Annotated in this window: 17 protein-coding genes; 7 read left to right on the top strand and 10 right to left on the bottom strand. The window is 63.6% G+C overall.

All coding sequences use genetic code 11. The features are described 5' to 3' along the window. Positions 1–73: 73 nt before the first annotated feature. Positions 74–2,107 carry a M13 family metallopeptidase gene (locus M3P27_01120; GenBank protein MDP9266911.1) on the bottom strand — a complete coding sequence of 678 codons (2,034 nt, stop codon included), beginning with the start codon at positions 2,105–2,107 and terminating at the stop codon, positions 74–76. Positions 2,108–2,251: 144 nt separating this feature from the next. Then, complete coding sequence (locus M3P27_01115; protein ID MDP9266910.1) at positions 2,252–3,673, bottom strand: amino acid permease; 1,422 nt, start codon at positions 3,671–3,673, stop codon at positions 2,252–2,254. 61 nt (positions 3,674–3,734) lie between these two features. On the opposite strand from M3P27_01115, the gene M3P27_01110 reads away from it, so the two are divergent. From M3P27_01110 to xerC, 5 genes are all read left to right on the top strand, one after another. Further along, complete coding sequence (locus M3P27_01110) at positions 3,735–5,201, top strand: class I SAM-dependent methyltransferase (GenBank protein ID MDP9266909.1); 1,467 nt, start codon at positions 3,735–3,737, stop codon at positions 5,199–5,201. Between the two features lie 138 nt (positions 5,202–5,339). After that, positions 5,340–6,434 (top strand): non-homologous end-joining DNA ligase, encoded by a 1,095-nt coding sequence (ligD, locus tag M3P27_01105; GenBank protein MDP9266908.1) that lies wholly within the window; start codon positions 5,340–5,342, stop codon positions 6,432–6,434. 47 nt (positions 6,435–6,481) lie between these two features. Further along, a complete protein-coding gene (locus M3P27_01100; GenBank protein ID MDP9266907.1) occupies positions 6,482–7,228 on the top strand; it encodes a DUF72 domain-containing protein in 747 nt (248 codons plus the stop codon). Positions 7,229–7,255: 27 nt separating this feature from the next. Next, positions 7,256–8,191, top strand: coding sequence for a tyrosine recombinase XerD (locus tag M3P27_01095; protein ID MDP9266906.1), 936 nt, complete (start codon positions 7,256–7,258; stop codon positions 8,189–8,191). 13 nt (positions 8,192–8,204) lie between these two features. After that, the gene (gene xerC / locus M3P27_01090; protein MDP9266905.1) at positions 8,205–9,110 is read left to right on the top strand and encodes a tyrosine recombinase XerC; all 906 of its coding nucleotides are present in this window, start codon (positions 8,205–8,207) and stop codon (positions 9,108–9,110) included. 81 nt (positions 9,111–9,191) lie between these two features. On the opposite strand, the gene M3P27_01085 is transcribed toward xerC, so the two are convergent. Further along, positions 9,192–12,047, bottom strand: a complete 2,856-nt coding sequence (locus M3P27_01085; GenBank protein MDP9266904.1) for an AMP-binding protein — start codon at positions 12,045–12,047, stop codon at positions 9,192–9,194. 154 nt (positions 12,048–12,201) lie between these two features. After that, entirely contained in the window at positions 12,202–12,753 is a 552-nt protein-coding gene (locus M3P27_01080; protein ID MDP9266903.1) for a superoxide dismutase family protein, read from the bottom strand. A 184-nt stretch (positions 12,754–12,937) separates the two neighbouring features. Between M3P27_01080 and secA the strand changes: the two genes are divergently transcribed. After that, entirely contained in the window at positions 12,938–15,898 is a 2,961-nt protein-coding gene (gene secA, locus M3P27_01075; protein MDP9266902.1) for a preprotein translocase subunit SecA, read from the top strand. 41 nt (positions 15,899–15,939) lie between these two features. Here the strand turns inward: secA and M3P27_01070 are convergent, their stop codons facing one another. From M3P27_01070 to larC, 6 genes are all read right to left on the bottom strand, one after another. After that, positions 15,940–16,509: a class IV adenylate cyclase gene (locus M3P27_01070; GenBank protein ID MDP9266901.1), complete on the bottom strand. Its 570-nt coding sequence runs from the start codon at positions 16,507–16,509 to the stop codon at positions 15,940–15,942. Continuing rightward, positions 16,510–17,511: a polyprenyl synthetase family protein gene (locus M3P27_01065; protein MDP9266900.1), complete on the bottom strand. Its 1,002-nt coding sequence runs from the start codon at positions 17,509–17,511 to the stop codon at positions 16,510–16,512. A gap of 5 nt (positions 17,512–17,516) precedes the next feature. Further along, positions 17,517–18,014 (bottom strand): YajQ family cyclic di-GMP-binding protein, encoded by a 498-nt coding sequence (locus M3P27_01060; GenBank protein ID MDP9266899.1) that lies wholly within the window; start codon positions 18,012–18,014, stop codon positions 17,517–17,519. Between the two features lie 122 nt (positions 18,015–18,136). Further along, positions 18,137–18,940 carry a TatD family hydrolase gene (locus M3P27_01055; GenBank protein ID MDP9266898.1) on the bottom strand — a complete coding sequence of 268 codons (804 nt, stop codon included), beginning with the start codon at positions 18,938–18,940 and terminating at the stop codon, positions 18,137–18,139. 154 nt (positions 18,941–19,094) lie between these two features. After that, positions 19,095–21,239: a methionine--tRNA ligase gene (metG, locus tag M3P27_01050; GenBank protein ID MDP9266897.1), complete on the bottom strand. Its 2,145-nt coding sequence runs from the start codon at positions 21,237–21,239 to the stop codon at positions 19,095–19,097. A gap of 72 nt (positions 21,240–21,311) precedes the next feature. After that, positions 21,312–22,799, bottom strand: a complete 1,488-nt coding sequence (gene larC / locus M3P27_01045) for a nickel pincer cofactor biosynthesis protein LarC (GenBank protein ID MDP9266896.1) — start codon at positions 22,797–22,799, stop codon at positions 21,312–21,314. 129 nt (positions 22,800–22,928) lie between these two features. Here larC and M3P27_01040 point away from each other — a divergent pair, with 129 nt between their 5' ends. Further along, on the top strand, positions 22,929–24,887 hold the full coding sequence (locus tag M3P27_01040; GenBank protein MDP9266895.1) for an arginine--tRNA ligase: 1,959 nt from the start codon (positions 22,929–22,931) through the stop codon (positions 24,885–24,887). The last annotated feature ends 31 nt before the right edge of the window (positions 24,888–24,918 follow it).

Raw genomic sequence — 24,918 nt, 5'->3', positions numbered from 1 at the left:
GTCTAGTGGTTGTCGCGGCTGAGTCCAAGCGGAGAATCAGCGTGGACAACGCTCCCCGAGAGTTCACGCGCGCCTACCAGACCTCGCAGCGCTTTTCCGGCGGACGCACCATCGTTGTCCCCACCTTGCACGAGAACGCTTTCGCGAACACCGGCATGTTCGAGAGCGGGCCGATGACGCGGAACTTCGCGACCGGATGCGGGTCGCCCTGGATCATCGTCCGCTGGGTCTCGGGACGGGTCTCGTCGCCGCGGAACTGTCCCCAGGCGATGAAGAATTGCTGGTCGGGAGTGAAGCCGCCGACCGTGGGCGCCGGCGTCTTCTGCTGCGCTTTCTGGAAGGCGAGGTAAGCGATCTTGGCGCCGGCCAGGTCGCCGATGGATTCGCCCAGCACGAGCTTGCCGTTGTGGTGGATGTTGGGCTCGATGAAGTAGCCCTCGAACTGGTTGACCACGCAGGCTGTCTTGCTCTGGAATTTCTTCAGATCGTCGGCGGTCCACCAGTTGTTGAGCCGGCCCTGCGCGTCAAACTGCGCGCCCTGATCGTCAAAGCCGTGCGAGATCTCGTGGCCGATGACCACGCCGATAGCGCCGTAGTTCACTACGTCAAGGTTCTCCACGCTGAACGCGGGCGGCAGCAGGATGCCGGCCGGGAACACGATCTCGTTGAGTGACGGATTGTAATAAGCGTTCGAGGTTGGCGGCGTCATGCCCCACAGTCCGCGGTCGGTCGGCTTGCCGATAAGGTTGCGGTTGAAAGCGACGTTACCTTCGTTGCCCGCCATCACGTCAGCGAAGTAATCGGTGCGCGAGATCGGGATCTGGCTGTAGTCGCGCCACTTGTCCGGATACCCCACCTTCGGATTGAAGGTCGAGAGTTTCTCCAGCGCTTTTTTCTTGGTCTCCGCGCCCATCCAGTCGAGGCCTTCGATGATGTCGTGCATCGCCAGCAGCTCGTTGTGGACGAGTTCCTGCATCCGCGCCTTGGCTTCCGGCGGGAAATATTTCTCCACGTACTTCTTGCCCAGCGCCTCGCCCAGAAGATTGTCCGCCTGTTCTACACAGCGCTTCCAGCGCGGCTTCATCTCTTTCGCTCCCTCCAGATGCGCCTGGTAGAACTGGAAGTTCGCCTCGACGAAGGGCTGCGAGAGCGCGGGCGCCGCCGCATTCAGCAACTGCCACTTGAGATACGTCTTCCAGTCGGCGAGCGAGGTGCTTGCCAGTTCCTTGTCGACCACGGCCATGAACTTGGGCTGCTGCACGTTGAGGTCGGCGTTGGGTAGCCCGGCCTGCTTGAAGTAGGCGCTCCAGTCGAAGTGCGGCGTCATCTTTTCCAGGTCAGCGAACTTCGTCTTGTGGTCGGTGGCCTGCGGATCGCGCAGCGCCACGTTGTCGAGCGAGGCGTCGGCGAGGCGCGTCTCCATCGCCATCACGGTGCCGGCGGCCTTGGCGGCGTCTGCGTCACTCGCTCCGGTGAGCTTGAAGATGGTGGTGACGTACTCCTTGTACTTCGCGCGCGTCTTTTGAAAGCGGTCTTCACTTTTGAAGTAATAATCGCGGTCGGGCATGCCGAGTCCGGCGGCGTAGAGGTCGGCGATGGTCTGCGTGGGCTCGTGATTGTCTGGGCCGCCGAACATGCCGAAGGGCACGCTCACGCCCACGTCGTGTAGCTTGCGGATCATCTTCTGCACGTCGGCGGTGGACTTCATCGCGTCGACCTGCTTCAGCCACGACTGGATAGGTTTCGTGCCCAAGCCATTGACGGTGGCCTCGTCCATGCATGCGCCGTAGAAGTCGCTGATGAGCTGCTCGATCGACCCGCGCGGCCAGTCCTTCTTTTGCGAGACGTCGTCAAGGATGACCTTCAACGCTTCCTTATTCTGTTCGCCCGCCTGCCAGCGCCGGCTCCAGCGCGGCATCGACGGCGGGATGGGGTTCTGTGCGCGCCACGTCCCGTTAGCGTAGTCGAAGAAGTTGTCGCACGGGTCGGCGGACTTGTTCATGTCCTCGGGCACGATGGACTTCGTTCCGGCGGTTTGGGCGGCGGCAGGAAGGATCAGGAAACTCAGCAGCAGGGTCGCGGGAAGAACGACGCGCAGAAGACGCATTGTCAGCTCCAGTCGGTGCAACAAGATTGATACAGATTCAGGGCCGTGGGGTCAATCCGCCAGGGCGGCCGGCGCGCAGCCGCTCAAAGCCTGGCCGGTCACGACCTCGCAGGTCATGGTTAGGACGGGCCAGCGGCAGGCTGGTTAGCCGGAAACTCCGCCCGCCGATTTTGAGCCCGCGGACCGCGAGCGGCTGTGGAACCAGAAGTACAGTGGGATGCCGGCCAGCATGATGCCGAGTCCCGCGGCCGAAGGCTTGGGCTCGCGCACCACCGAGCTCACCAGCATGGCGAGCGAAGCCAGGATAAAGAGCGCGGGCGCTACGGGGTATCCCCAGCGCGGAACGCTTTCATCATGCGGGCGCGAGCGCAACACGAAGAGGGCCGCGGTGGCGACGGCGGAAAAAAGCACCACGGCAAAGCCGGTGTAGATGAGCAACTGCTCGAACGTTCCGGTGAGCACCAGCAGCGCGCTCCACAACGCTTGCGCGGCGATGGATGCAGCCGGCGTGTGGAAGCGCGGATGCACGCGGCCGGCGGCGGGGAAGAACAGCCCGTCGCGCGCCATGGCAAAGTAGACGCGTGGTCCGGCGACCACCATCGCGCTGATGCCACCGGCGAGCGCGATCATGATGACGGGCACGAGCGCATTCGCGCCGCGCGGTCCGAACAGCGCCTCCGCAGCGATGTCTCCCGCACTCGGCTTGCCCGCCATCTCCGCCATGGGGACGGCGTAGAGATAGAGCGCGTTGAGCGCGAGATAGAGCACGATGACCACGATGGTTCCGCCGGCCAGCGCGCGCGGCACGTTGCGCGCCGGCTCGCGGACTTCCTCCGCCACGTAGGCGGCGGCGTTCCATCCGCTATAGGTGAACATCACCGGGATGAGGGCGACCAGCCACGCGCTGGGATGCACTGACCCCGCCGCTTCGTGGAAGTGCGTGGCCGAGCCGCGTCCGAAGGCGAAGCCGCACACGATCAGCACCAGCAGCGCGAAAATATTTATTCCGGCCAGCGTGTTCTGCACCACGCGACCGGGACCGAGGCCGCGGATGTGTACCAGCGACAGCACGACGATGAGTCCGATGGCCACCAGCGCACGCGGCGAGCATTCCAGATGCCCTATCCCTAAGGGCACGGAAAAGAATGCGCGGTCGCTGGCGGCGCCCGGAGCGTAGCGGCTGAGATACGAGGCGAAGCCCACCGCGCCGGCCGCGATGGCGCCGGAAAAGCCCGCGACGAACGACATCCATCCCGTCAGGAAGCCGGCAAGCGGGCCAAAGGCCGCGCGCAGGTAAACATATTCGCCGCCCGCGTGCGGACGCAGCGCGGCCAGCTGCGCGTAAGAAATAGCTCCGGCAAAGGCCAGCAGTCCGCCCACCAGCCACGCGGCGAGCATGGGGCCGGGCGCGGGAGCGAGCAGCGCGATGATGCCCGGCGTGGTGAAGATGCCGACGCCGATCACGTTCGAGATGACGAGCGCAGATGCGTCCACCGGGCCCAGCACGCGTCGCAACCCTCCCTGCGGAGATGCGGTGGGCGGCGGCGGGGCGGCGGACACCCGCATACTATACTTGTTCCCGTTCCGCTTCCTGAGCACTGCCAACGACGAACGACCAACACCAACGATGACCCTGCTGCGCTCCGCTCTCCGCACCGCACCCTTGCTGCTGCTCGCCACGCTTGCCTTCGCTGCGCCGCCGGCGTCGCGTCCGCGCGCCCAGGTCAGCCCCAAGCTCATCCCCATGTTCATCCCGTGGGAAGAAGCCGCGCCCATCGTCGCCGCCGCTCCTGCCGCAACCCTGCCGCAAGACCTTGCCGGCAAGAAACCGCAGCACCTCATGGACCTGTGGCCAGACTGGGTCCGGGCGCAGGATAAGCAAGTCCGCGACCGGCTGGCCAAGGGTGACGAAGATTCCCTGGTCAACCTGCTGCTTTTCGGCAACAGCTATACGCGGCAGCCGCGCCTCTCGGCGGAGTTCTTCGAGAAGTTGCGTGCCGAGGGTGATGCGAAACAGGCGCAAGCGCGCCTCGAGCAGGTGATCGGTTACCGCACCCACGACCTGGTGCTGGCCATGGCTGCACCGCAAGGCAACGAACGCGTCGACTTCATGCGTCGGCTCATCGTTGCCCAGGGGATGAGTTTCGCCACGCCCCAGGAAAAGGAGAAGGTCGCAGCATATCTGCTGCATAGCTTCGACCGCGCGCGCACCGAGTTCAGCGGATACATGGAGGAAGTGCGCAAAGCGCGCGAGACGGGCGATAGAGATCAGGAGCTGGCGGTGCGCGCGCGGCTATTCGCCACGCGCGGCGTCTCCCTCGATACCTCGTGGCTGCCCAACCTGGCCATTGAAGACGCGCTACGCGAGCTGATGGCGAAGGGTGTGCTCGCCCAGGGCAGCGCGCAGCGGCTGGCGGTGATCGGCCCAGGGCTAGATTTCGTCGACAAACGCGAGGGATACGATTTCTATCCCTTGCAGAGCTTCCAGCCCTTCGCCCTGATGGATTCCGCACTGCGTCTCGGGCTCGCCGACCGCAAGCAGGTGCGCGTGACTTCGCTCGACATCAGCGAGCGCGTGAACACTCACCTGGCGCGCATGCGGCAGCGCGCGCAAGCCGGCACGCCTTACGTGATCCAGTTGCTGCGCGAAGCCAACGTCCCTTGGACGCCCGAAGCCACCAGGTATTGGGACACCTTCGCCGACCAGATCGCCAAACCCGCCTCCGCGGTCGAGCCGCCGCCCGCGGCGCGCAAGTTGAAGGTGCGCGCCGTGCGCGTGCCGGTGGACCTGGTGCTGCGCATCGACGCGGCCGACCTCAACGTGGTCTACCAGCGGCTCGCGCTGCCCGCGGCCGAGCGCTTCGACGTGATCATCGGGACCAACATCTTCGTCTACTACGGACCCTTCGAGCAGAGTCTGGCGCTGGCCAATGCGGCGCAGATGTTGCGTCCCGGTGGCGTCCTGCTCTCGAACAATCTATTACCGGATGCGGCCGGCACTGGCATGGAGTCGCTCGAGTACGTGACCACGGTCTACTCCGACCGTCCCGAGGACGGTGACCAGATCTTCATCTACCGCAAGCGGCTGCAGTAGAGCGCGCCCGCGGGCGCAAAGCTGCGTAGCCGGTCGTATTTAAGATGGCGAACCATGAGCGCAGTATCCACGCCGTTATATGGCAACGCCGTCGCGGCATGGCAGAATCGGAGACTGCAAGCACCCCGATGCAAGGAGATGGCAGTGGCCGGCAAGAAAGAGTCAGTAGAGATCCAGGGCAAGACGCTGCAGCTTTCGAATCTCGACAAGGTGCTGTATCCGGCCGTGGGGTTCACTAAAGCGCAGGTGATCGACTACTACGTGCGCATCGCGCCCGCGGTATTGCCGCATCTACAAGACCGTCCGCTCACGCTGAAGCGTTATCCCGAGGGCGTGGACGGCTTCCACTTCTACGAGAAGAACGCTCCCAAACATCGGCCCGAGTGGGTGCAGACCGCCAGGATCTGGAGCGCCGGCAACAATCGCTGGATCGATTACGTGCTCTGCAATGACCTTCCCACGCTGGTGTGGGCGGCGAACCTTGCTGACCTCGAGCTGCACACTTCGCTGTCGAGGTTTCCGGAGATGCAGCGGCCTACCACCATCGCCTTCGATCTCGATCCCGGTCCGCCCGCAAGTATCGTCCAGTGCTGCGAGGTCGCGCTCTGGGTACGCGGCATCTTCGAGCGCTTTGGCATGCAGGCGTTCGCGAAGACCTCCGGCTCGAAGGGGATGCAGGTGTACGTCCCGCTGAACACCGCGGTGACCTACGAGCAGACCAAGCCGTTCGCGCACGCGATCGCGCGCTTGATGGAGGCGGCGCATCCGGAGAAGGTCGTCAGCGAGATGAAGAAGTCGCTGCGCGCCAACAAGATCTTCGTGGACTGGAGCCAGAACGACGACTACAAGACCACCGTCAACGTCTATTCGCTGCGTGCGAAAGAGCGGCCCACCGTCTCCACCCCCATCGCCTGGGACGAGGTCGAGAAATGCCTGAAGAAGAAAGACGCCGCGATGCTCGTCTTCACCTCCGGCCAAACGCTGAAGCGGGTCGAGAGACTCGGCGACCTCTTCGAGCCGGTGCTGAAGTTGAAGCAAAAACTGCCGTCGCTGGAGAAGCTGGAAGCGCTGCGGCAGGAGTTGGCCGGGGATGAGGCGGGCGGGGTTCCTAAAGGAACGACGCGTGAAGTCCGCGATCGCAAGCCGTCCAAGCCCACGCCGGCAGCAAAGGCGCGTGCGCGGACGGCCGGTCCGCGGCCTGGACTGCACACTAAGCGGCGCAAGGCCCGGTAGTCCGGCAGCAAGCTGCTACTATTTCCGCCGATGATTCACCCAACCCAATGATCTACGCAGGCACATCCGGCTGGGCCTATCCCTCCTGGAAGCCCGGGTTCTATCCGCCCAAGCTGGCCTCGAAGAAGTTCCTCGAGTACTACGCCACACGGCTGAACACCGTCGAGGTCAACTACACCTTCCGGCGCTGGGTCACCGAGAAGCTGGCCACCTCGTGGCTGGCCTCGACGCCCGCGCACTTCCGCTTCACCTTCAAGGCGCCGCAGGACCTCACCCACATCAAGCGCCTGCGCGATGCTGGTGACGCCACGCGCTCCTTCCTGCAATCGCTGCAGCCGTTCTGCGCGGCAGGGAAGGAGAAGATCGGCGTGGTCCTGTTCCAGCTCCCACCATTCTTGAAAGCCGACACCGGCCTGCTCGGCGAGTTTCTGCCCGTACTGCCCAAGACGATGCGCTTTGCCTTCGAGTTCCGGCACGCGTCCTGGTTCCAGGAGAAGATTTATGCGCTGCTGCGCGAGCACAACGTCGCGCTCTGCATCGCGGAGAGCGAGAAGCTCAGCGTGCCCGAGGTCGCCACCGCCGACTTCGTCTACTACCGCCTGCGCAAGGGCGAATACACCTCGGCGGAGCGGGAGAATATCCGCCAGCGCGTGACGGCGCATCTTGCCGCGAAAGACGGCGCGAAAGGCGGCGCCAAAGACGGCGACGTCTTTGTCTACTACAAGCACGAGGACGATCACGCCGGGACCATGTACGCGGAAGAGCTGCTGCTGGGAGCATCCAGCTCGTCATAGACCAGCGTCCGATAATGTTTCACAATCATGGACGTGGCGGCTGACAGCACCCAGACCATCGCGGCGTTCCTCGACTACCTGAAGATCGAGAAGGGGCTCGCGCCGCTCAGCGTCGCCGCCTACCGCCGTGACGCGCTGCAGTTTGCCGGCTTCCTGGTCAAGCGCCGCAGGAATCTCATGACCGCGAAGCGCGACGATGTTCGCGCCTTCCTGGACCAACTCTATTCGCACGCTCTCGACGGACGTTCCATCGCGCGCAAGCTCTCCGCGCTGCGCCATCTCTACAAATATCTTTTGCTCGACCGCATGATCGACCACGATCCCACGCTCAACCTCGATTCTCCCAAGCAGTGGAAGGTGCTGCCGAAATCGCTGGCCCGCGATGAGGTCGAGCGCATGCTGGATTCTCCCGGCGCGCGAGCGCAAACGAGACTCAGCCCCGCATACGCTCTGCGCGACCACGCGATGCTGGAAGTCTTCTACGGCGGCGCGCTGCGCGTCTCCGAAGTCACCAGCGTGAGACTCGAAGACGCGAAGCTTGACCTCGGGTACCTGCTCGTCCGCGGCAAAGGCGACAAGGAGCGCATCGTGCCGCTGGGGAAGGCGGCGGTCGAGGCGCTGGCGGAATACTTGAAGGAAGGGCGTCCGAAACTAGCAGGCGACGCTCGCTCGGCCTTTGTCTTCATCGCGCGCGGCGGACGGCCACTCACGCGCCAGCTCGTTTGGAAGATGGTCGGCGCGGCGGGCGCCTCGGCGGGACGCCACACCTCGCCCCACATGCTGCGCCATTCCGCCGCCACGCACATGGTGGAAGGCGGCGCCGATCTCAGGACGGTGCAGACCATCCTCGGCCACGCCGACATCTCCACCACGCAGATCTACACCCATCTCGCGCTCGACCGCTTGAAGAACGTCTACAAGCAGCACCATCCGCGCGCCAAGGCGCGCAAGGTGGTCGTGTAATGAAGGGCGCGGAATGAAGAAACTCGAAAAGCAGATCACCTCATTCCTGCGGACCATGCGCGCCGAGCGCCATGCTTCGCCGCACACGCTGCGCGCATACGCCAGCGACCTCTCGCGTTTCGCCGCCTTCATCGGCGAGACCGATGCCGCGAACATCGACCACCTCGCCATCCGCCGCTTCCTCTCGCACCTCTACGACCAGAACCTTTCGAAGACTTCGGTGGCGCGCACGCTGGCGGCGCTGCGCTCGTTCTATCGCTGGCTGGCCCGCGAAGGCGAGGTGGAACAGAATCCAGCCGCGCTCGTCGCCACGCCACGGCTGCCGAAGAGACTGCCGCGCGTTCCCACCATCGAAGAGATGAACGGGATCCTGGACGCGCCCATGCCCGAGCACGCCACTTTCCCGGAGCGCGACCGCTTGATCTTCGAGCTGCTCTACGGATGCGGCATCCGCAACTCGGAGCTGGTCGGGATCCAACTCGACGACATCCGCGCCTCGAACGAAGCCATCCTCATCCGTGGAAAAGGGAAGAAGGAGCGCTACGTGCCCTTCGGCGAGAGCGCGCGCGACGCTCTGGCGGCGTATAGGCCGGCGCGGCAGCAGGCGCTGAGCAAAGACAAGAAGAAGACAGCCACCACCCGCGCGCTGCTGTTGAACCAGCGGGGCGGGCCGCTGACCTCGCGTTCGGTCGGGCGCATCGTCAAGGCCATCGCGGTCGCGAAGGGCCTGCCGCCAGACGTGCATCCGCACACCCTGCGCCACGCCTTCGGCACGCACATGCTGGAAGAGGGTGCCGACTTGCGCGCCATCCAGGAGCTGCTCGGCCACGAGCGGCTCTCGACCACGCAACGCTACACCCAGCTCTCGATGAAGCACGTGATGGCGGTCTACGACAAGAGCCATCCGCGGGCGAAGTAAGCCCCCACGAGAAAACTGCCATGGCTGAGATCAAAAGGATCGACCTCAACAGCGCCGGCGTTCGCGAGCTCACCCAGCTGCTCAGCCGCGCTTATCCCGGTGCAGCTCCGCGTGCATCGGCTCCCACATCTCCACCACGCGGCGTTTCAGCTCGGCGGTGAGCTGCGCATAGGTCTGTTCGGGATTCGCTCCCGCCGAAGCCGGCGGCGCGATAGGATCGCCGATGGCGATGCGCATCCGCGAGAAGCGCTGGAACCAGTTCTTGCCGCGCGGCCAGGCTTCGAAGAATCCATCCATCGCTATGGGATAGATGGGCACTTGCAAGTGCGTCGCCAGGATGGCCGCGCCTTTCTTGAACGCGCGCGGTGTGCCGTCGATCGAGCGCTCACCCTCGGGATAGAGCACGAGCACGCGCCCGTGGCGCAGGCCGTAAGCGCCGGCGCGCATCGCCGGCACCAGGTTCGCGTCCGGATCCACCGGGATGAGCTTGATGGTCCGCGCCAGCCAGCGGCCAAAGCCGGAGCCGAAGATCTCGCTCGTCCCGACATAGAACAATTGTTTGTAGAGCTGCCACGGGAAGAAAGCGACGAGCACCGGCGCGTCTATAAAACTCTGGTGGTTGGGCGAGATGATGTACGGCCCTTTTACCGGCAGCTTTTCCAGGCCAGTGATCTTCAGGTCGAAGAAATCGCGGGTGAAGAGGTTGGCGAAGCGCTCAGCGATAAACCAGAAGAGCGTGTAGAGGAATTGCGGACGCGTGATGGCGCGGACGGCCTCGTCTTCGCTCCCTTCGGTCTCCGCCCCATCGGTTGGCGCGAGGATGTGCTCCCATCCCGCGGCCTGGCGCCTGCTTCCGGCCTCCGGCGCGCCCTTGCCCGAGTGTTCGAGCACCGCATCCACCAGCTCGCGCACGGTGTAGAGCTCGGAGACGCGCGCCTCCGGGATGTTGGCGTTGAACACGTGCTCGAGCGCGACCATCAGCTCCACGCGCTCCATGGAATCGAGTCCGAGATCGAGTTCGAGATTGGCGGCGGGCGCTACTTGCGCGGCGTGTTCACGCGCGGCCTCGCGGATGAGCGCTATAGCTTGCCCGATCTGTGGGCCGGCCATCCACACCGCGTCTGCTTCCGAGAATGACGGCGCGGCCGCTTCCTCCGCGCGCGCGGCTTCCGATTGGCCGCCCTCCACGCGCCGCAGGATCTCAAAGCGCTTCAGCTTGCGCGTGGTCGTCCGCGGCAACTCTTCTTTCCAAATCTCGTAGCTCAAGATTCGCTTCGTCGGGGTGACCTTGGTGGAGAGCGTTTCGATATCGAAGCGGATGACCTCGTTGATGTTGACGATGCGCTTCTCGCGCAGCACCTCGAAGTCGGGCACCACGACCGCGTGCAGGCGCTCCTCCAGGCGGCCGCCCGCCTTGCTCACCAGCCCGACCACGCACATCTCCTTGATCCACGGCGATTGCAGGTAGTGCTGCTCGACCTCTTCCGGATAAATGTTTTTCCCTGAGCTGAGGACGATGATCTCTTTTGCGCGGCCGGTGATGAACAGATTGCCGCCTTCGTCGAAGTAGCCAAGGTCGCCGGTGAGGAACCAGCCATCGCGGAAGGCGGCCGCGTTGGCGTCTGGCCGGTTGTAATAACCCTTCATCACGATGCGTCCGCGCAGCGCGACCTCGCCCGAGGGATGACCGTCCGGCATACCATCTCCGTCGGCCGGCGCTTGCGTCTGCGCCTGCGTTTGCGCTTGCGTCTGCGCCTGCGTTTTAACGACGCGCGCTTCCACGCCGGTCAGCGGCGTCCCCACCGAGCCGAGCACGTTGTGGTTGGGCGGCGTGGCGAAGGCGCCGCCCGAGACTTCGGTGAGTCCGTAGGCCTGCAGGATGTCGAAGCCGAGCGCGTGCAGGTCACGCGCGACGTCGAGATCGAAGCGCGAGCCGCCCGTCACCAGGTAGCGCATGTTCGAGCCCAGCGCCTGGTGCGCGCGCTGGAAGAGCAGCTTGCCGAGGTTGATGCGGAGCTTGCGCAACCCACCTGAAACGGCGAGAAGTCCGCGGAAGGCATGGCGCGCGAGCAGGCCACGCGCCGCCGCTTCCTTCATGATGCGCTCGTGGATGAGGTAGAAGAATTGCGGGACGCAGCAGAAGAGTGTGATGCCGCGCTCGCGCAGTCCGCGCAGCAGCTCGGTAGTGTTCAGCGATTCCAGGTAGACGACGCGCGCGCCGTGGGCGAAGGGCAGCAGCAGGTTGGCCATCTGCGCCAGCGCGTGGAACAGGGGAAGCACGCCGAGGATAGCGTCGGTGGGTCCGATGGTCACGAAGCCGGCCACAGCCTCGACTTCCGCCAGCAGGTTGTCGTGTGTGAGCACCACGCCTTTCGGGTCGCTGGTCGTCCCGGACGTGTAAAGCATTACCGCCGCCTCATCGAGACTTTGCGGTGCGACCGCGCGGAAGTCACCAGGACCGCCGGCAAAGATCTTCTCGACGGAATCAACGCCGGCCGCATCCACGCCGGCTGCGGCGCCTTCGAGCAGGACGAAGCGGATATTTATCCCCATCCCTTCAGCCGCTTCGCGCGCGTAAGGAAGATAACGTTCGTCGACGAACAGGATTGACGCCCCGCTGTCCTGCAGCAGCGTGGCGATCTGCTTGGGCTTGAAGGCGGTGTCGAGCGGGACGGCGACGCATCCGGCGGCGATGGTCCCCACGTAAGCCGCGACCCAGCGCGCGCTGTTGTTGCCCAGGAAGGCGCAGCGAGCGCCGCGCGGCAGGCCGGCTGCGGTGAGCCAGCGTCCGACCGATTCCGCCATGTGGCGTAATTCGGCGTAGGTGTAGCGCTCGAGTGATTGCTCGCGCTGCACCTCGACTGCGACATTCTGCGGCCACTGGTCCGCCGATCCGGAGAAGCAGCCGTAAAACCCCTGCAACTGGCTGGGAGGCAAGCTCGAAATATAGCGGAAGCAGGGCTCGATTCAAACCGCTGTGCGCGCCACCCGAAAAGCGGAGGCAACATCGTATCCAACGACACGAGAGGCGCCCGCGCGGCGGACGCCTCTCGTCGTTCGGGCGACAAAATCCGCTCTTCCTCCACGATGCTTACTTCACGATCAGCCCACAGGCGATGCGGTCGCCGGCGTTGCCGGCCGGGTCGGTCTTCATGTCGTCGGCTTTGGCGTGGATGACCAGCGTGGTGCCGCCGTTGGCGAAGACGGAGTTCGGTTTGCCCTCGTCGAGCGTGACCTGCTTGTTCTCCACTTCGCCATGCACCGTGCCGCGCTTGCTGGCGGTGATGTTCTTCATGTCGCCGTTGTGCGACCCGTCGGGACTCTCCAGGCCATGTTTCTTGCCGTTGGGATTGAAGTGCGGTCCGGCCGACTTGAAGTCGGGTGCGTCACACTTCGCATTCTGATGGATGTGGATGGCGTGTTCGCCGGGCGGCAGGTTCTTCAGGTTCAGCTTGATCTCGACTTCATCCTTTTCCTGCTTGAGCGTGGCCGTGCCCACGCTTTGTCCTTTGGCGTCTTTCAGTTCGACGACCTTCTTCATGCCTTTGGCGAAGGCGGAAGTCGCCAGCAGCAGCGTGAGCGTGAGTGCGATGGGTGTGCGGATGGATGTGCGGATGGGTGTGTGGATCATGATGCGCTTCATTGGATGTCCTCCGGTGTCTACGAATAGGCGCAGCGATCTACGAAGCAACGATTATAGGCGGGTATTGGCGCCGCCGCCGGCCTCCACCGCGGCCCCGGGGAATGAGTCTCGCGCCAAGCGCGCGCATCCAATGTGTTAGGCTGATAAAGCTGGAAAAAGGCACGATCCTGCCCAGGAATTCCTGTTGATCAACACTCTTTTAGCCAAGGTTTTCGGCACCAAGAACGAGCGCGAGGTGAAGCGTCTGCTCCCCGCCGTGGAGCAGATCAACGTGCTCGAGCCGGAGATGCAGAAGCTCTCCGACGCCGAGCTGCGCGCGAAGACCGATAAGTTCCGCGCCCTCATCCAGGAGCGCCTTGCCGCCGTCGAGGGCAGCGAGGGGGATACGGAAAGCGTCACCCAGAAGGATGCCGACAAAGCCTCGGCCGCGGCCGACAAGGCACTCAAGCCGGCGCTCGAAGAGATCTTGCCCGAAGCTTTTGCCGTGGTGCGCGAGGCAGGGCGGCGCGTGCTCAACATGCGCCACTTCGACGTTCAGCTCATCGGCGGCATAGTGCTGCACCAGGGCAAGATCGCGGAGATGAAGACGGGCGAGGGCAAGACGCTCGTCGCCACGCTGCCTGTGTATCTCAACGCGCTCAGCGGACGTGGCGTCCATGTGGTCACCGTCAACGACTACCTGGCCAAGCGCGACGCCGAGTGGATGGGCAAGCTGTACAAGTTCCTCGGACTCTCCGTCGGCGTGATCGTGCATGAGCTCGACGACGAGCAGCGCCGCGATGCCTACGCCGCCGACGTGACCTACGGCACCAACAACGAGTTCGGTTTCGACTACCTGCGCGACAACATGAAGTTCGACCTGAAGGACTGCGTCCAGCGCGTCCACCAGTTCGCCATCGTCGACGAAGTCGATTCCATCCTCATCGACGAAGCCCGCACTCCGCTCATCATCTCGGGCGCGAGCGACGAGACCACCGACAAGTACGATCGCGTCGACAAGATCATCCCGCGGCTCGAGCCGGGCGAGGAACTCAAGGACGGCGACAACAAGCTCTACACCAAGGATTACGTCATCGACGAGAAGCATCGCACCGTCCTGGTCACCGACGAGGGTTGGGAAAAAGTCGAGAAGCTGCTCGGCATCGGTAACATCGCCGACCCGGAAAACTGGGACCTGAAACACCACGTAGAGACGGCCATCAAGGCGCACGCGCTCTACAAGCGCGACGTGGAGTACGTGGTGAAAGACGGTGAGGTGCTCATCGTCGACGAGTTCACCGGACGCCTCATGCCCGGCCGGCGCTGGTCCGACGGACTGCACCAGGCCATCGAGGCGAAAGAGAAGGTGAAGGTCGAGAACGAGAACCAGACGCTCGCCACCATCACCTTCCAGAATTATTTCCGCATGTACAAGAAACTTGCCGGCATGACCGGCACGGCGGAGACGGAAGCGCCCGAGTTCTACAAGATCTACAAGCTGGAAGTCGTCGTCATCCCCACGAACATGACGATGCGGCGCCTCGAAAACCCCGACATCGTCTATCGCACGGAAAGAGAAAAATACTTTGCCGTCTCCGACGAGATCGCGCGCATGCACGAGAGCGGGCAGCCCATCCTGGTGGGCACCACCTCGATCGAGAAATCGGAGCGCATCTCCGAGCTGCTCAAGAAGAAGGGCATCAAGCACGTCGTCCTGAACGCGAAGTACCACGAGAAGGAAGCGGAGATCGTGGCGCAAGCGGGCCGGCGCGGCATGGTGACCATCGCCACCAACATGGCCGGCCGCGGTACGGACATCCTGCTCGGCGGCAACGCCGAGTTCATGGCAAAACAAGAAGCCGTGAAGCGCGGCCTCGCGCAGCCCCGCCAGCAGGCCGTGGGACAAGTCATCAAGGGCGCGCAGCGCGCCGATTCCACCGTTTTCTATTATGCGGGCACCGAGTTCGAGATGCCCATCGCGCAATGGGACGAACTCTTCACCAAGTATCGTGGCGAGACCGACGCGGAGCACGACGAAGTGACCGGCGTCGGCGGCTTGCACATCCTTGGCACCGAGCGGCACGAGGCGCGGCGTATCGACAACCAGTTGCGCGGGCGCGCCGGACGCCAGGGCGATCCTGGCTCATCGCGCTTCTACCTCTCGCTCGAAGACGACCTGATGCGCATTTTCGCCAAGGAGTGGGTGTCGAACCTGCTGCAGCGGCTGGGGATGGAAGAGGGCATCCCCATCGAGTCGAAGCTGATCTCGCGGCGCATCGAGGCGGCGCAGAAGGCGGTCGAGGCGCAGAACTTCGAAGCCCGCAAGCACGTGCTCGAGTACGACGACGTGATGAACAAGCAGCGCCACGCCGTCTACGGACTGCGCCGGCAGCTGCTGCACGGCGTGGAGCAGAAAGAACTGCTGCTCGAGGATTACGTTGCCGGCATCCTTGGCGAGCTGATGACGAAACACGTTCCCGAGAATGCGCACCCCGACGATTGGGATATCGAAGGCCTGAAGAAAGAGGTCTTCACCCGCTTCGGTGTGGACTTCATCGCCGAAGGCGTGAAGCCGGCGGAGCTCAACCGCCAGGAGCTGGGCGACGCCATCTTCGGGAAGTTGAAAGATCGCTACGAGGCCAAGGAACGCCTCATCGGTCCCGAGGAGATGCGCTATCACGAGCGCATGTTGATGTTGAGCATCATCGATCAGCAGTGGAAAGACCACCTGCTGAACATGGACCACCTGCGCGAAGGCATCGGGCTGCGCGGCTACGCACAACACGATCCGCTGGTCGAGTACAAGCGTGAGAGCTTCCAGATGTTCGAAGCGATGATGCAGCGCTTCGAGGAAGAGACGGTGCGCTACCTCTACCTCCTGCAGATCGTGGACAACGCCACCGGGCGTCCGGTGGATGTGTCCGCGGAGCCAGCGGCCGGCGGCGGCAACGGGGCGTCACGCCGCGCGCAGACCACCATCGACGAGATCGAGGCCGAGTTCCAGCGCAAGAAAAAGCGCGAGCTCGAACAGGCGCGCATGGCCGGCGCCGGCGACCAGACGCCGGTGCAGCAGGTGAAACGCGAAGGTTCGAAGGTCGGACGCAACGATCCCTGCCCCTGCGGCTCCGGCAAGAAATTCAAGAAGTGTCATGGCGCCGCCGCGTAAAGGCGGCGTGGATCACGCGGCCATGCAGGCTCTCTCGCAGGCTATCGTGAAGGTGTAGCGCCCACTGCTGCAAAGGTCATCTGCTCGGCGGTGCTGCCGGTGCGCCGCTTCCAATCCTCGAACAGTTGCCCGTAACTCTTGGTGATGTAGTCCCGTTCGGAAATGCCAAGTTTCTCTGCCATGGCATCGATCCACTCGGGAGGGCCTTCGATCTCCGCCACGTTGCCGATGGGCGTCTCATCGAGGACGACGTGGCCCTCGCCATCGCTCCATTCACTGCGGTATTTCTCGTAGCGGAAAGTCTCGTCCAGCCCGAGCGAACGGAGAATGCTTTCGAGCGCCCCACCATCCTCGACCTCGGTCTCCGTCTCGGCGCGTGATTTGTGTTTGCCGGTCGTGCCCGGCGACTTGTGGGTGAGCGTCCACTTGTCGCCGTACTTGCGGATGCGCAGCAGTTCGCCGCGCGAACGCAGCGCTTGCCCGGGAAGGTCGTAGAGCACGTTCATCTCGTGCGTGCGCGGCGTTCGCTCGCTAAAGCCGGCAGTGCGTAGCTTCTCGCGCAGCGCCGCGAGCTCCGGCGCCAGGAACTTGATCTCGACTTCGTTGGGCATCTACTTCTCGCGTTCGACCACGAAATCGGGCATCCAGAGCAGGGCCCGCTTGATCTCGGAATCGGGAAAGCCTTCCAGGCTATCGCGCGCCGCCTGCGCATATTCGCTGGCGCGAGCGGTGGCGTAGTCCACCGAGCCGTAGCGCGTGAGGATGTCGAGCACCTGGTCAAGCGTCACGGAGCGGAACGCGCGCTCGCGCAGCACCGTCTCGATCATCGCGCGCTCACCTTTGGAGCAGCGCTCCAGCGCGTGGATCACCGCGAGCGTGACTTTGCCTTCGCGCAGATCGCTCCCCACCGGCTTGCCCAGCACGTCGGCGGTGGCGGTGAGGTCGAGCACGTCGTCCACGATCTGGAAGGCGAGGCCGACGTTGCGTCCGTAGCTGGCGAGCTTTTCTTCCTCCTCTTCCGACGCGCCGCTCACGATCGCGCCCATCCGCATGCAGACCGAAAACAGGCACGCCGTTTTGCGATAGATGAGGTCGAAGTGTTCTTCGGAAGAGATCATCTTGCCGAGCTTTTCCATCTGCAGCAGTTCGCCCTCGACCATCGCCTGGGTGAGGTCGATGAGCGCATCGAGCACGCGGAAATTGCGCTCCTGCACCGCGATCTTGAAGGACTGCATGTAGAGCCAGTCGCCGGCCAGCACGCACTTGGAATTGCCCCACTGCGTGTTGGCGCTGGCGCGGCCGCGGCGCGTCTGCGCTTCGTCGATGATGTCGTCGTGCACCAGCGTGGCGGTGTGGATGATCTCGACCACCGCGCCCAGCCGGATGACCGAACGTCCCGAATAGTTGAAAAGTTTCGAAGACAGCAACAGCAGCGCCGGACGGATGCGCTTGCCGCCGCCGCCGCGCAGGTACTCACCGATCTCAGTGATGGCGCCCACGTTCGACACGGTGTCCCGACCGAACTCGCGCTCGATCGCCGCCAGGTCGTCACGCAGCAGATCGAAGAGCTCCTTGGCGTTGGTGGCGGGCGGGTTTATGCGCGTGTCTTTCATTGCGATCAATTCGTCCGGTAGTTTGTGAACTGCATGTCGATCCCGAAATCCTTGCCCTTCACCAGCGCGATGATCTCCTGCAACGAGTCGCGGTCTTTGCCGCTCACGCGCACGGTGTCACCCTGGATCGAGGCTTGCACCTTCTTCTTCGAGTCTTTGATCGCTTTCACGATCTCGCGCGCCTTCTCTACCGGGATGCCTTGCTGCATGCTGATCTTCTGGCGCACAGTCGCTCCGAGAGCCGTCTCCACCGCGCCATAGCTCAGCGCCTTGAGTGGGACTTGCCGCTTCACCAGCTTCTGCTGGAAAACGTCGTTGACCGCCTTGAGTTTGTACTCGTCGACGGCGGTGAGGATGATCGCGTCCTTGCCTTCGAGCTTGATGTCCGCCTTCGCGTCTTTCAAGTCAAAGCGCGTATGGACTTCCTTGAGCGCGTTCTGGATCGCGTTCGCGACCTCCTGCAGGTCTACCTTGCTCACGATGTCGAATGAATTGTCGGCCATATTGTCTTCACCACGGAGACACGGAGCGCACCGAGGGAACGGCTCTTGTCTGTGGGACGAACAGTGTAAGCGATGAGGCGACGACAGAGGAAGTCGCAACTAGGGAGTAACCAGGGTCGATCCTATAGGCCGAATAAGCCGCGGAAATTGCGGCTGGTGGCCATGCCGATGTCCTCAGCGCTCACGCCACGAAGCTGCGCCAGATACCGCGCCGTCTCGACCACGAAGGCCGGCTCGTTGCGCTGGCCGCGGTGCGGCGCGGGCGCGAGGTAAGGAGAGTCAGTCTCGATCAGCATGCGGTCGAGCGGGACCTGTCGTGCGGCTTCCTGGATCTCGGCGGACTTCGGGAACGTCACCACGCCGGCGAAGGAGATCAGGAAGCCAAGGTCGAGCGCGCGCTTGGCCTGGTCAGCGTTGCCGGTGAAGCAGTGGAAAATGCCGCGGCCGCCAAGGCCCGTGGGCTGCCAGTGTTCGCGCAGCAGGCGGAAGGCGTCTTCCCACGCGGCATCGTTTTCCGTTGCCGGGCGGATGTGCAGGATGATGGGAAGCTCCGCCGCGCGCGCGATCTCCATCTGGCGGATGAAGACCTCTTGCTGCACCAGAGGCTCAGAGTGTTTATAGAAGTAGTCGAGTCCGATCTCGCCGATGGCGATGACTTGTTTCTGCTCAACCAAGCGCTCGATCTCCTGGTAGCTGGCCGTGTTCGCGAGCCTGGCATCGTGGGGATGGACCCCGGTCGAGGCGTAAATGCCGTCGTCGCGATGATGTTCAGCGAGTTTAGCGGCGCAGTCGAGCGTGCCGGGGCCAGTTCCGTTGCCGATGCATAGGATCGCTTTGACGCCGGCAGCGCGGGCGCGCGCGATGACCTCGGCGCGGTCGGAGTCGAACTTCGGGCCGTCGAGATGAGCGTGAGAATCGATGTACATGAAAAGAAAACCTACCACAGAGGCACGGAGACACCGAGAAGGTCAAAAGACATAGAAGGATAAACAACGAGGATTGGAAGATGGGAAGCCAAGACAAAGCACAAAGAAGAAAGCAGAAAAAAGAGAAAGACTCTGTGCCTCTGTGGTGGGTGTCTTACTTGAGCCGCGCCCCCACAGGGACGTCCTCGAGGAAGCCCGCCAGCACCGGCGAGCCTTCCTCGCCGGCCGACGCTGCGACGATCATCCCGTTCGACTCGAGGCCGCGCAGCTTCCGCGGTGCGAGGTTCACGACGATGATGACCTTGCGTCCGATGAGTTTTTCCGGCTCATAGGCGGCAGCGATGCCGGCTACCACCTGGCGGACCTCGGTGCCGATGTCCACTTCGAGCCGCAGCAACCGGTCCGCGCCTTTTACTTTCTCCGCGAACTTTACCTGGCCCACGCGCATCTCCACCTTCACAAAGTCGTCGATGGAGATCTTCGCATCGGTATTCGCGGCCGGGGGAACCCCCGCCGGAACACTCGCCGCCGGAGTATTCGCGCTCGCCACAGGGGTGCTCGCCGCCGGACCGACCGCAGCCTGCGTCGCCGGCTGGCCGGCCTTGGCGTCCGTGCCTGCCGGCTTGTCTTTCTTTTTACCCTGCTCACTCTCGGCGCCGGCTTCCTGGGCTGCTTCCTTCGACGCCAGATTGCGCTGCTCTTCCATCTTCTGCATCCTTTCGATCGCGCTCTTATCGGCGCGCGGGAACACGGGCTCGATCTTGCCCAGCTTGGCGCCGATCTTCAGCTCGCCCCACTTCAGCTTCGCCGGATCGAGCTTCTTGATGTCGCCCAAGCCGAGCTGCTTCCATATCTTCGTGGTCGCCTCGGGCATCACCGGATGGACGAGCACAGTGACGATGCGCAGCGCTTCCGCGGCGGTATAGAGGATGGTGCCCAGCCGCGCCCGGCTCTGCTGATCTTCCTTCTCGCCCAGCGACCAGGGCTCGTTCTCGACCAGGTACTTGTTCACGGCGGCGACGAGCGACCACGCGGTCTCGAGCGCGCGCGAGAACTGCGTGTCATCGAATTGCGCGCCGAAGGTAGAGATGACCTCGCCGGCAAGCTTCGCGATGGCATCATCGGCGTCGCCGCGAGCGGCGGTGGCCGAGGGATACGGCACCTCGTCGCGGAAATACTTGTTGATCATCGTCAACGTGCGGCTGGCGAGGTTGCCCAGATCGTTGGCCAGGTCGGCGTTGTAGCGGGTGACGAGCGCGTCGAAACTGAATGCGCCGTCCTGCCCGAAGACGATCTCGCGCATCAGGAAGTAGCGCAGCGCGTCGGCGCCGAGCACGTCGAGGATGGTCTCCGCCCGCACGATGTTGCCGCGCGTCTTCGACATCTTGCTTTCCTCGAACAGCAGCCACCCGTGCGCCACGATCGACTTGGGAAGCGGCAGCCCGGCAGCCATCAGGAACGCCGGCCAGTAAACACAGTGGAAGCGCACGATCTCTTTGCCGATCATCTGCACGTCGGCGGGCCAGTAGTGCGCGTAATTCGCCTGTTCTTTCTTGTCGCCACCATAGCCGATCGCGGTGATGTAGTTGGAGAGTGCGTCGAGCCACACGTACATCACGTGCTTGGGATCGTCGGGCACGGGGATGCCCCATTGGAAGGTCGAGCGCGAGACCGAAAGATCGCGCAGACCGGAGCGCACGAAAGACGTGACTTCGTTGCGGCGCGTCTCCGGGCGGATGAACTCCGGATGCTCGGCGTAATACTTCAGCAGCTTGTCTTCGAACTCCGACAGCTTGAAGTAGTAGTTCTCTTCGCTCACCGTCTCGGTCGGACGCCCGCATTCGGGGCAGGGCGCGCCTGGCCCGACGGAATCGACGTAGAGCTCGTCGAAGACGCAGTACTGCCCGGAGTACGTGCCCTTGTAGATGTATCCGTTCTTCTTCAGCACGCGCCACAGCTCCTGCGCGCCGTGCTGGTGGCGTTCTTCCGTGGTGCGGATGAAATCGTCGTAGCTGATGCCCATGCGGTCCCAGAGCGCGCGAAAAGCCTGCGCGACTTCGTCCGCCAGTTTCTTCGGTGTGGTGCCGCGGGCGGTGGCGGCGCGTTCGATCTTCACGCCATGCTCGTCTGTGCCGGTGAGGAACCAGGTGTCGCGGCCGAGCATGCGCTGGCGGCGTGCGATGGCGTCGCACACGATCGTGGTATACGCGTGGCCGATGTGCGGCCGCGCGTTCACGTAGTAGATCGGCGTGGTGATGTAGAACTTCTGGGGCTTATCAGTCTGGGGCTTATCAGTCATCGTCAAGGACTTCGTTCGCTGTCGTACCTCGCTGCACCTGGCGCGTGACTTGCGGCATGAGCGGCAAGAAAGTCATTTCTTTTTCTTGGAACTCTTGTCGGCGAGCGTGGCGTAGGCGCTCATCGCTTCCTGCATCACGCGCTTGAGCGGGACGCCGCTTTCCGTCGCGATGCGGCGGCAATCTTCATACTCCGGCGCGTAGTTGCTCACCGTGCCATTCAGGTTTGCCACCTTCATGCGCACCACGCCCCACGGCGTTTTCACTTCTACGCTGCGCCGCGCGAGCGTGGCGCGCTTCTCTTCGCGGTTGCGGACGCCGAGCGTCGTCGTCTCGCTGAACAGCAGCTTGGTCAGCTTGTCGGCGTCCGCCGGTTTCGCCAGGACGGTCAGCAGCATGCCGGGACGGTTCTTCTTCATCTGCACCGGCGTGGCAAACACGTCCAGCGCGCCGGCGGCGAGCGCGCGCTCCATCACGTAGCCGAAGAGCTGCGGGTTTAGGTCGTCGAGGTTCGCTTCGAGCACGGCGATGGTCTCTCCCGTGCCGCCGCCGGCGCGCACTTCGCCGGCGAACTCGCCGACGGTGATGCGCAGCACGTTGGCGTGCTTGTGAAAGTCGCGCGTGCCCGCGCCGTATCCCGTTTTCGTGATCTGCATCGCCGGCATCGGCTCGAAACGGCTGACGAGCGCGCGCACGATCGCTGCGCCGGTCGGCGTGACCAGCTCAGCTTCCAGTCCGGATGAATAGATGAGCGCGCCGGAGAGCAGTTCTACGGTCGCAGGCGCGGGAACAGGGAACGTCCCGTGCGCGCATTCTACGGTGCCGCTGCCTACGTTGAGCGGCGATGCGACCCATTCGTCCACGCCCAGCGCCTCCGCGCCAACCGCGGCGCACACGATGTCCACGATGGCATCCACCGCGCCGACCTCGTGGAAGTGGACTTCTTCGACCGGGATGTTATGCACCTTCGCCTCGGCCGCGCCCAAAACTTCGAAGATGCGTGTGGCGGTCTGCTTCGCTTTCGCGGTGAGCTTTGCCTTGGAGATGATCTGCTTGATCTCTTTTAAATGGCGGCCGTGCCCGCCGCCATGGCCGTGACCATGTTCCTGCTGCGCTTCCTTCGCGCGCCTCATGCTCTCCGGGATGGCGGCGATGCGCGGAAAGTTGTGCTTGAGCAGCCCAACCTCGTTCTCTTTTTCCTGGCGCCGAGGTCCCGGCTGCTCGTGAGTATGCTGCTCGTGACCATGGTGCTCGTGTCCCGGGTCATCCCCAAAGATGCGCTCGTGCGCGTGCTCGTGCGTGTGCCCATGCTTGTGGTCGCCGTGGTCATGCTCCACGCGCGGCTCATCCTTCTTGCCATCGACCAGCACGTCCACCTTGGTGGCGGAGATGCCGCTGCGGTCCACCTTGCTGATCTCGAGTTCCGCGCTCGAGCCCAGATGAACGGCGAGCGCGGCCACGGTCTGCTGCAACAGCTCGGGCGAGACTCCGGCATCGACCACGGCGCCAAGGAACATGTCGCCGGAGATGCCGCTGAAGCAGTCGAGATAAGCGATGCGCATAAGACGACCCAAACTTCTGACCCAAACCTCTGATGATAGGTAAGGCGGGGAGAAGCGTCAAACCGGAGTGGGGAAACGCCTCTGCTATAATCGCCTTTTTCTACAGCAACTTACGGAGATTCCTGCAGCGTGTACCGCATGCTCCAGCGCCGCCTTGCCGACCGGGTTCGCGGATTCCTGCGCACCAAGTGGGGCATTGACCAGGCCAACGTCGTCATCGAGCAGCCGCCCAAGGTCGAGCTCGGAGAATTCGCGCTGCCACTCGCGTTCGAACTGGCCAAGCAGTTGCGCCAGCCGCCGCGGAAGATCGCGGAGGAATTGGTCGCGGGCATCGGTGTGCTCTCCGGCTTCCACAGCTTCGAAGTCGCGGGCGCGGGATACATCAACGCGCACGTGAACCGCGGCGAGGTGGCGGCGGCGCTCGCGGCCGACAAGCACGAGACCGCCGAACTCAACCGCGACAAGATCCTCGTCGAGCACACCTCCATCAATCCCAACAAAGCCGCGCACATCGGACACCTGCGCAACGCCGTGCTGGGCGACACCTTCGTCCGCCTGCTGCGCGCCGACGGACGCCAGGTGGACGTCCAGAACTACATCGACAACACTGGCGTGCAGGTCGCCGACGTGGTCGTCGGCTTCGTCCACCTGGAAAAGAAGAGCAAAGACGATATCGCCAGGCTCATCGCCACCGACCTGCGCTTCGACTACACCTGCTGGGACCTCTACGCGCGCGTCTCGCAGTGGTACGTCGAGGACAAGACGCGCGACAAAGTTCGCCTCGAGGTGCTGCACGCCATCGAGCAGGGCGGCAATCCGCTAGCCGGGATCGCCGACATGATCTCCACCGACATCATGCGGCGCCACCTGCACACCATGCAGCGGCTCGACATCGTCTACGACTTCCTTCCCCGCGAGAGCGAGATACTGCGCCTCCACTTCTGGGACGCCGCTTTCCAACTGCTCAAGGAAAGTGGTGTGCTCTACTTCGAGAAGGAAGGGAAGAACGCAGGCTGCTGGGTGATGCGACGCGCGGGCGCAGGCAAAAAAACTGCTGAAGGCGCCGACGAAGCAGAAGACCAGAAAGTCATCGTGCGCTCCAACAGCACCGTCACCTACGTCGGCAAAGATATTGCCTATCACCTGTGGAAGTTCGGACTGCTGGGAAAAGACTTCGGCTATCGCCGGTTCTACGAGTATCCCGACGGCCAGTGGTGCTGGGTCTCGGCGGAGACGGGTGAGAAAGATCATCCCCACTTCGGCGGCGTGGGCGCGATCTATAACGTGATCGACGCGCGCCAGAGCGATCCGCAGAATCAAGTCCGCGAGGCCATCCGCGAGCTCGGCGACACCGAGCACGCCGAGAACTACCACCACTTTTCCTACGAGATGGTCGCGCTGACGCCGCGCTGCGCGGCCGAGATGGGCTACGACATCCTGCCGGAAGACATGAGCAAGCCCTACATCGAGGTCTCGGGACGCCGCGGCTTCGGCGTGAAGGCAGACGACCTCATCGACACGCTCATCCAGTCGGCGGCGGAGGAAGTGACGGCGCGGCACGCGCAGCTCGAGGCCCCCGAGCAGCGCGGCATCGCCGAGCAGATCGCCATCGGAGCGCTGCGCTACTTCATGCTGCGCTACACCAAGAACTCGGTGATCGCCTTCGATTTTAAAGACGCGCTCAGTTTCGAGGGCGAGACCGGTCCCTACGCGCAGTACGCCGCCGTCCGCGCCGCCAACATCTTTCGCAAGGGCGACACCACGGCGGAAGCGGTGCTCGCCGAGCGCATCAACTTCGAACAGTTCCTCCACCCGCCCGACGGCAATGAACTTTGGGAATTATGGCTGGCCGCGGCCAAGCTCTCGACCGTCGTCGAGCAATGCATCGCGACCACCGAGCCGGCCTACCTGGCGAAGTACGCCTTCCAACTGGCACAGCAGTTCAGCAACTTCTACCACCGCCACCACATCCTGAACGAGACCGATCCCGAGCGGAAGAAGTTCCTGCTGGCCACCGCGGCGGTCGTCCGCCGCGAGTTGACGCGCGCGCTCGAGATCATGGGCATCGAAGTCCCGCCGGTGATGTAGTCGTTCCAACGACATACAACTGAGGTAGAAT

The sequence above is a fragment of the Acidobacteriota bacterium genome (assembly GCA_030774055.1).
Classification (GTDB): Bacteria; Acidobacteriota; Terriglobia; order Terriglobales; family Acidobacteriaceae; genus JACPNR01.
This window is presented reverse-complemented; position numbering and strand designations above follow the sequence as displayed.

Excerpts from the sequence above, each read along its gene's own strand:
- xerC (MDP9266905.1), top strand. The coding sequence starts at position 8,205 with ATGAAGAAACTCGAAAAGCAGATCACCTCATTCCTGCGGACCATGCGC.
- M3P27_01095 (MDP9266906.1), top strand. The coding sequence starts at position 7,256 with ATGGACGTGGCGGCTGACAGCACCCAGACCATCGCGGCGTTCCTCGAC.
- M3P27_01100 (MDP9266907.1), top strand. The coding sequence starts at position 6,482 with ATGATCTACGCAGGCACATCCGGCTGGGCCTATCCCTCCTGGAAGCCC.
- ligD (MDP9266908.1), top strand. The coding sequence starts at position 5,340 with ATGGCAGTGGCCGGCAAGAAAGAGTCAGTAGAGATCCAGGGCAAGACG.
- M3P27_01115 (MDP9266910.1), bottom strand. The coding sequence starts at position 3,673 with ATGCGGGTGTCCGCCGCCCCGCCGCCGCCCACCGCATCTCCGCAGGGA.
- metG (MDP9266897.1), bottom strand. The coding sequence starts at position 21,239 with ATGACTGATAAGCCCCAGACTGATAAGCCCCAGAAGTTCTACATCACC.
- M3P27_01065 (MDP9266900.1), bottom strand. The coding sequence starts at position 17,511 with ATGAAAGACACGCGCATAAACCCGCCCGCCACCAACGCCAAGGAGCTC.
- M3P27_01060 (MDP9266899.1), bottom strand. The coding sequence starts at position 18,014 with ATGGCCGACAATTCATTCGACATCGTGAGCAAGGTAGACCTGCAGGAG.
- larC (MDP9266896.1), bottom strand. The coding sequence starts at position 22,799 with ATGCGCATCGCTTATCTCGACTGCTTCAGCGGCATCTCCGGCGACATG.
- M3P27_01070 (MDP9266901.1), bottom strand. The coding sequence starts at position 16,509 with ATGCCCAACGAAGTCGAGATCAAGTTCCTGGCGCCGGAGCTCGCGGCG.
- M3P27_01055 (MDP9266898.1), bottom strand. The coding sequence starts at position 18,940 with ATGTACATCGATTCTCACGCTCATCTCGACGGCCCGAAGTTCGACTCC.
- M3P27_01110 (MDP9266909.1), top strand. The coding sequence starts at position 3,735 with ATGACCCTGCTGCGCTCCGCTCTCCGCACCGCACCCTTGCTGCTGCTC.
- M3P27_01080 (MDP9266903.1), bottom strand. The coding sequence starts at position 12,753 with ATGAAGCGCATCATGATCCACACACCCATCCGCACATCCATCCGCACA.
- M3P27_01120 (MDP9266911.1), bottom strand. The coding sequence starts at position 2,107 with ATGCGTCTTCTGCGCGTCGTTCTTCCCGCGACCCTGCTGCTGAGTTTC.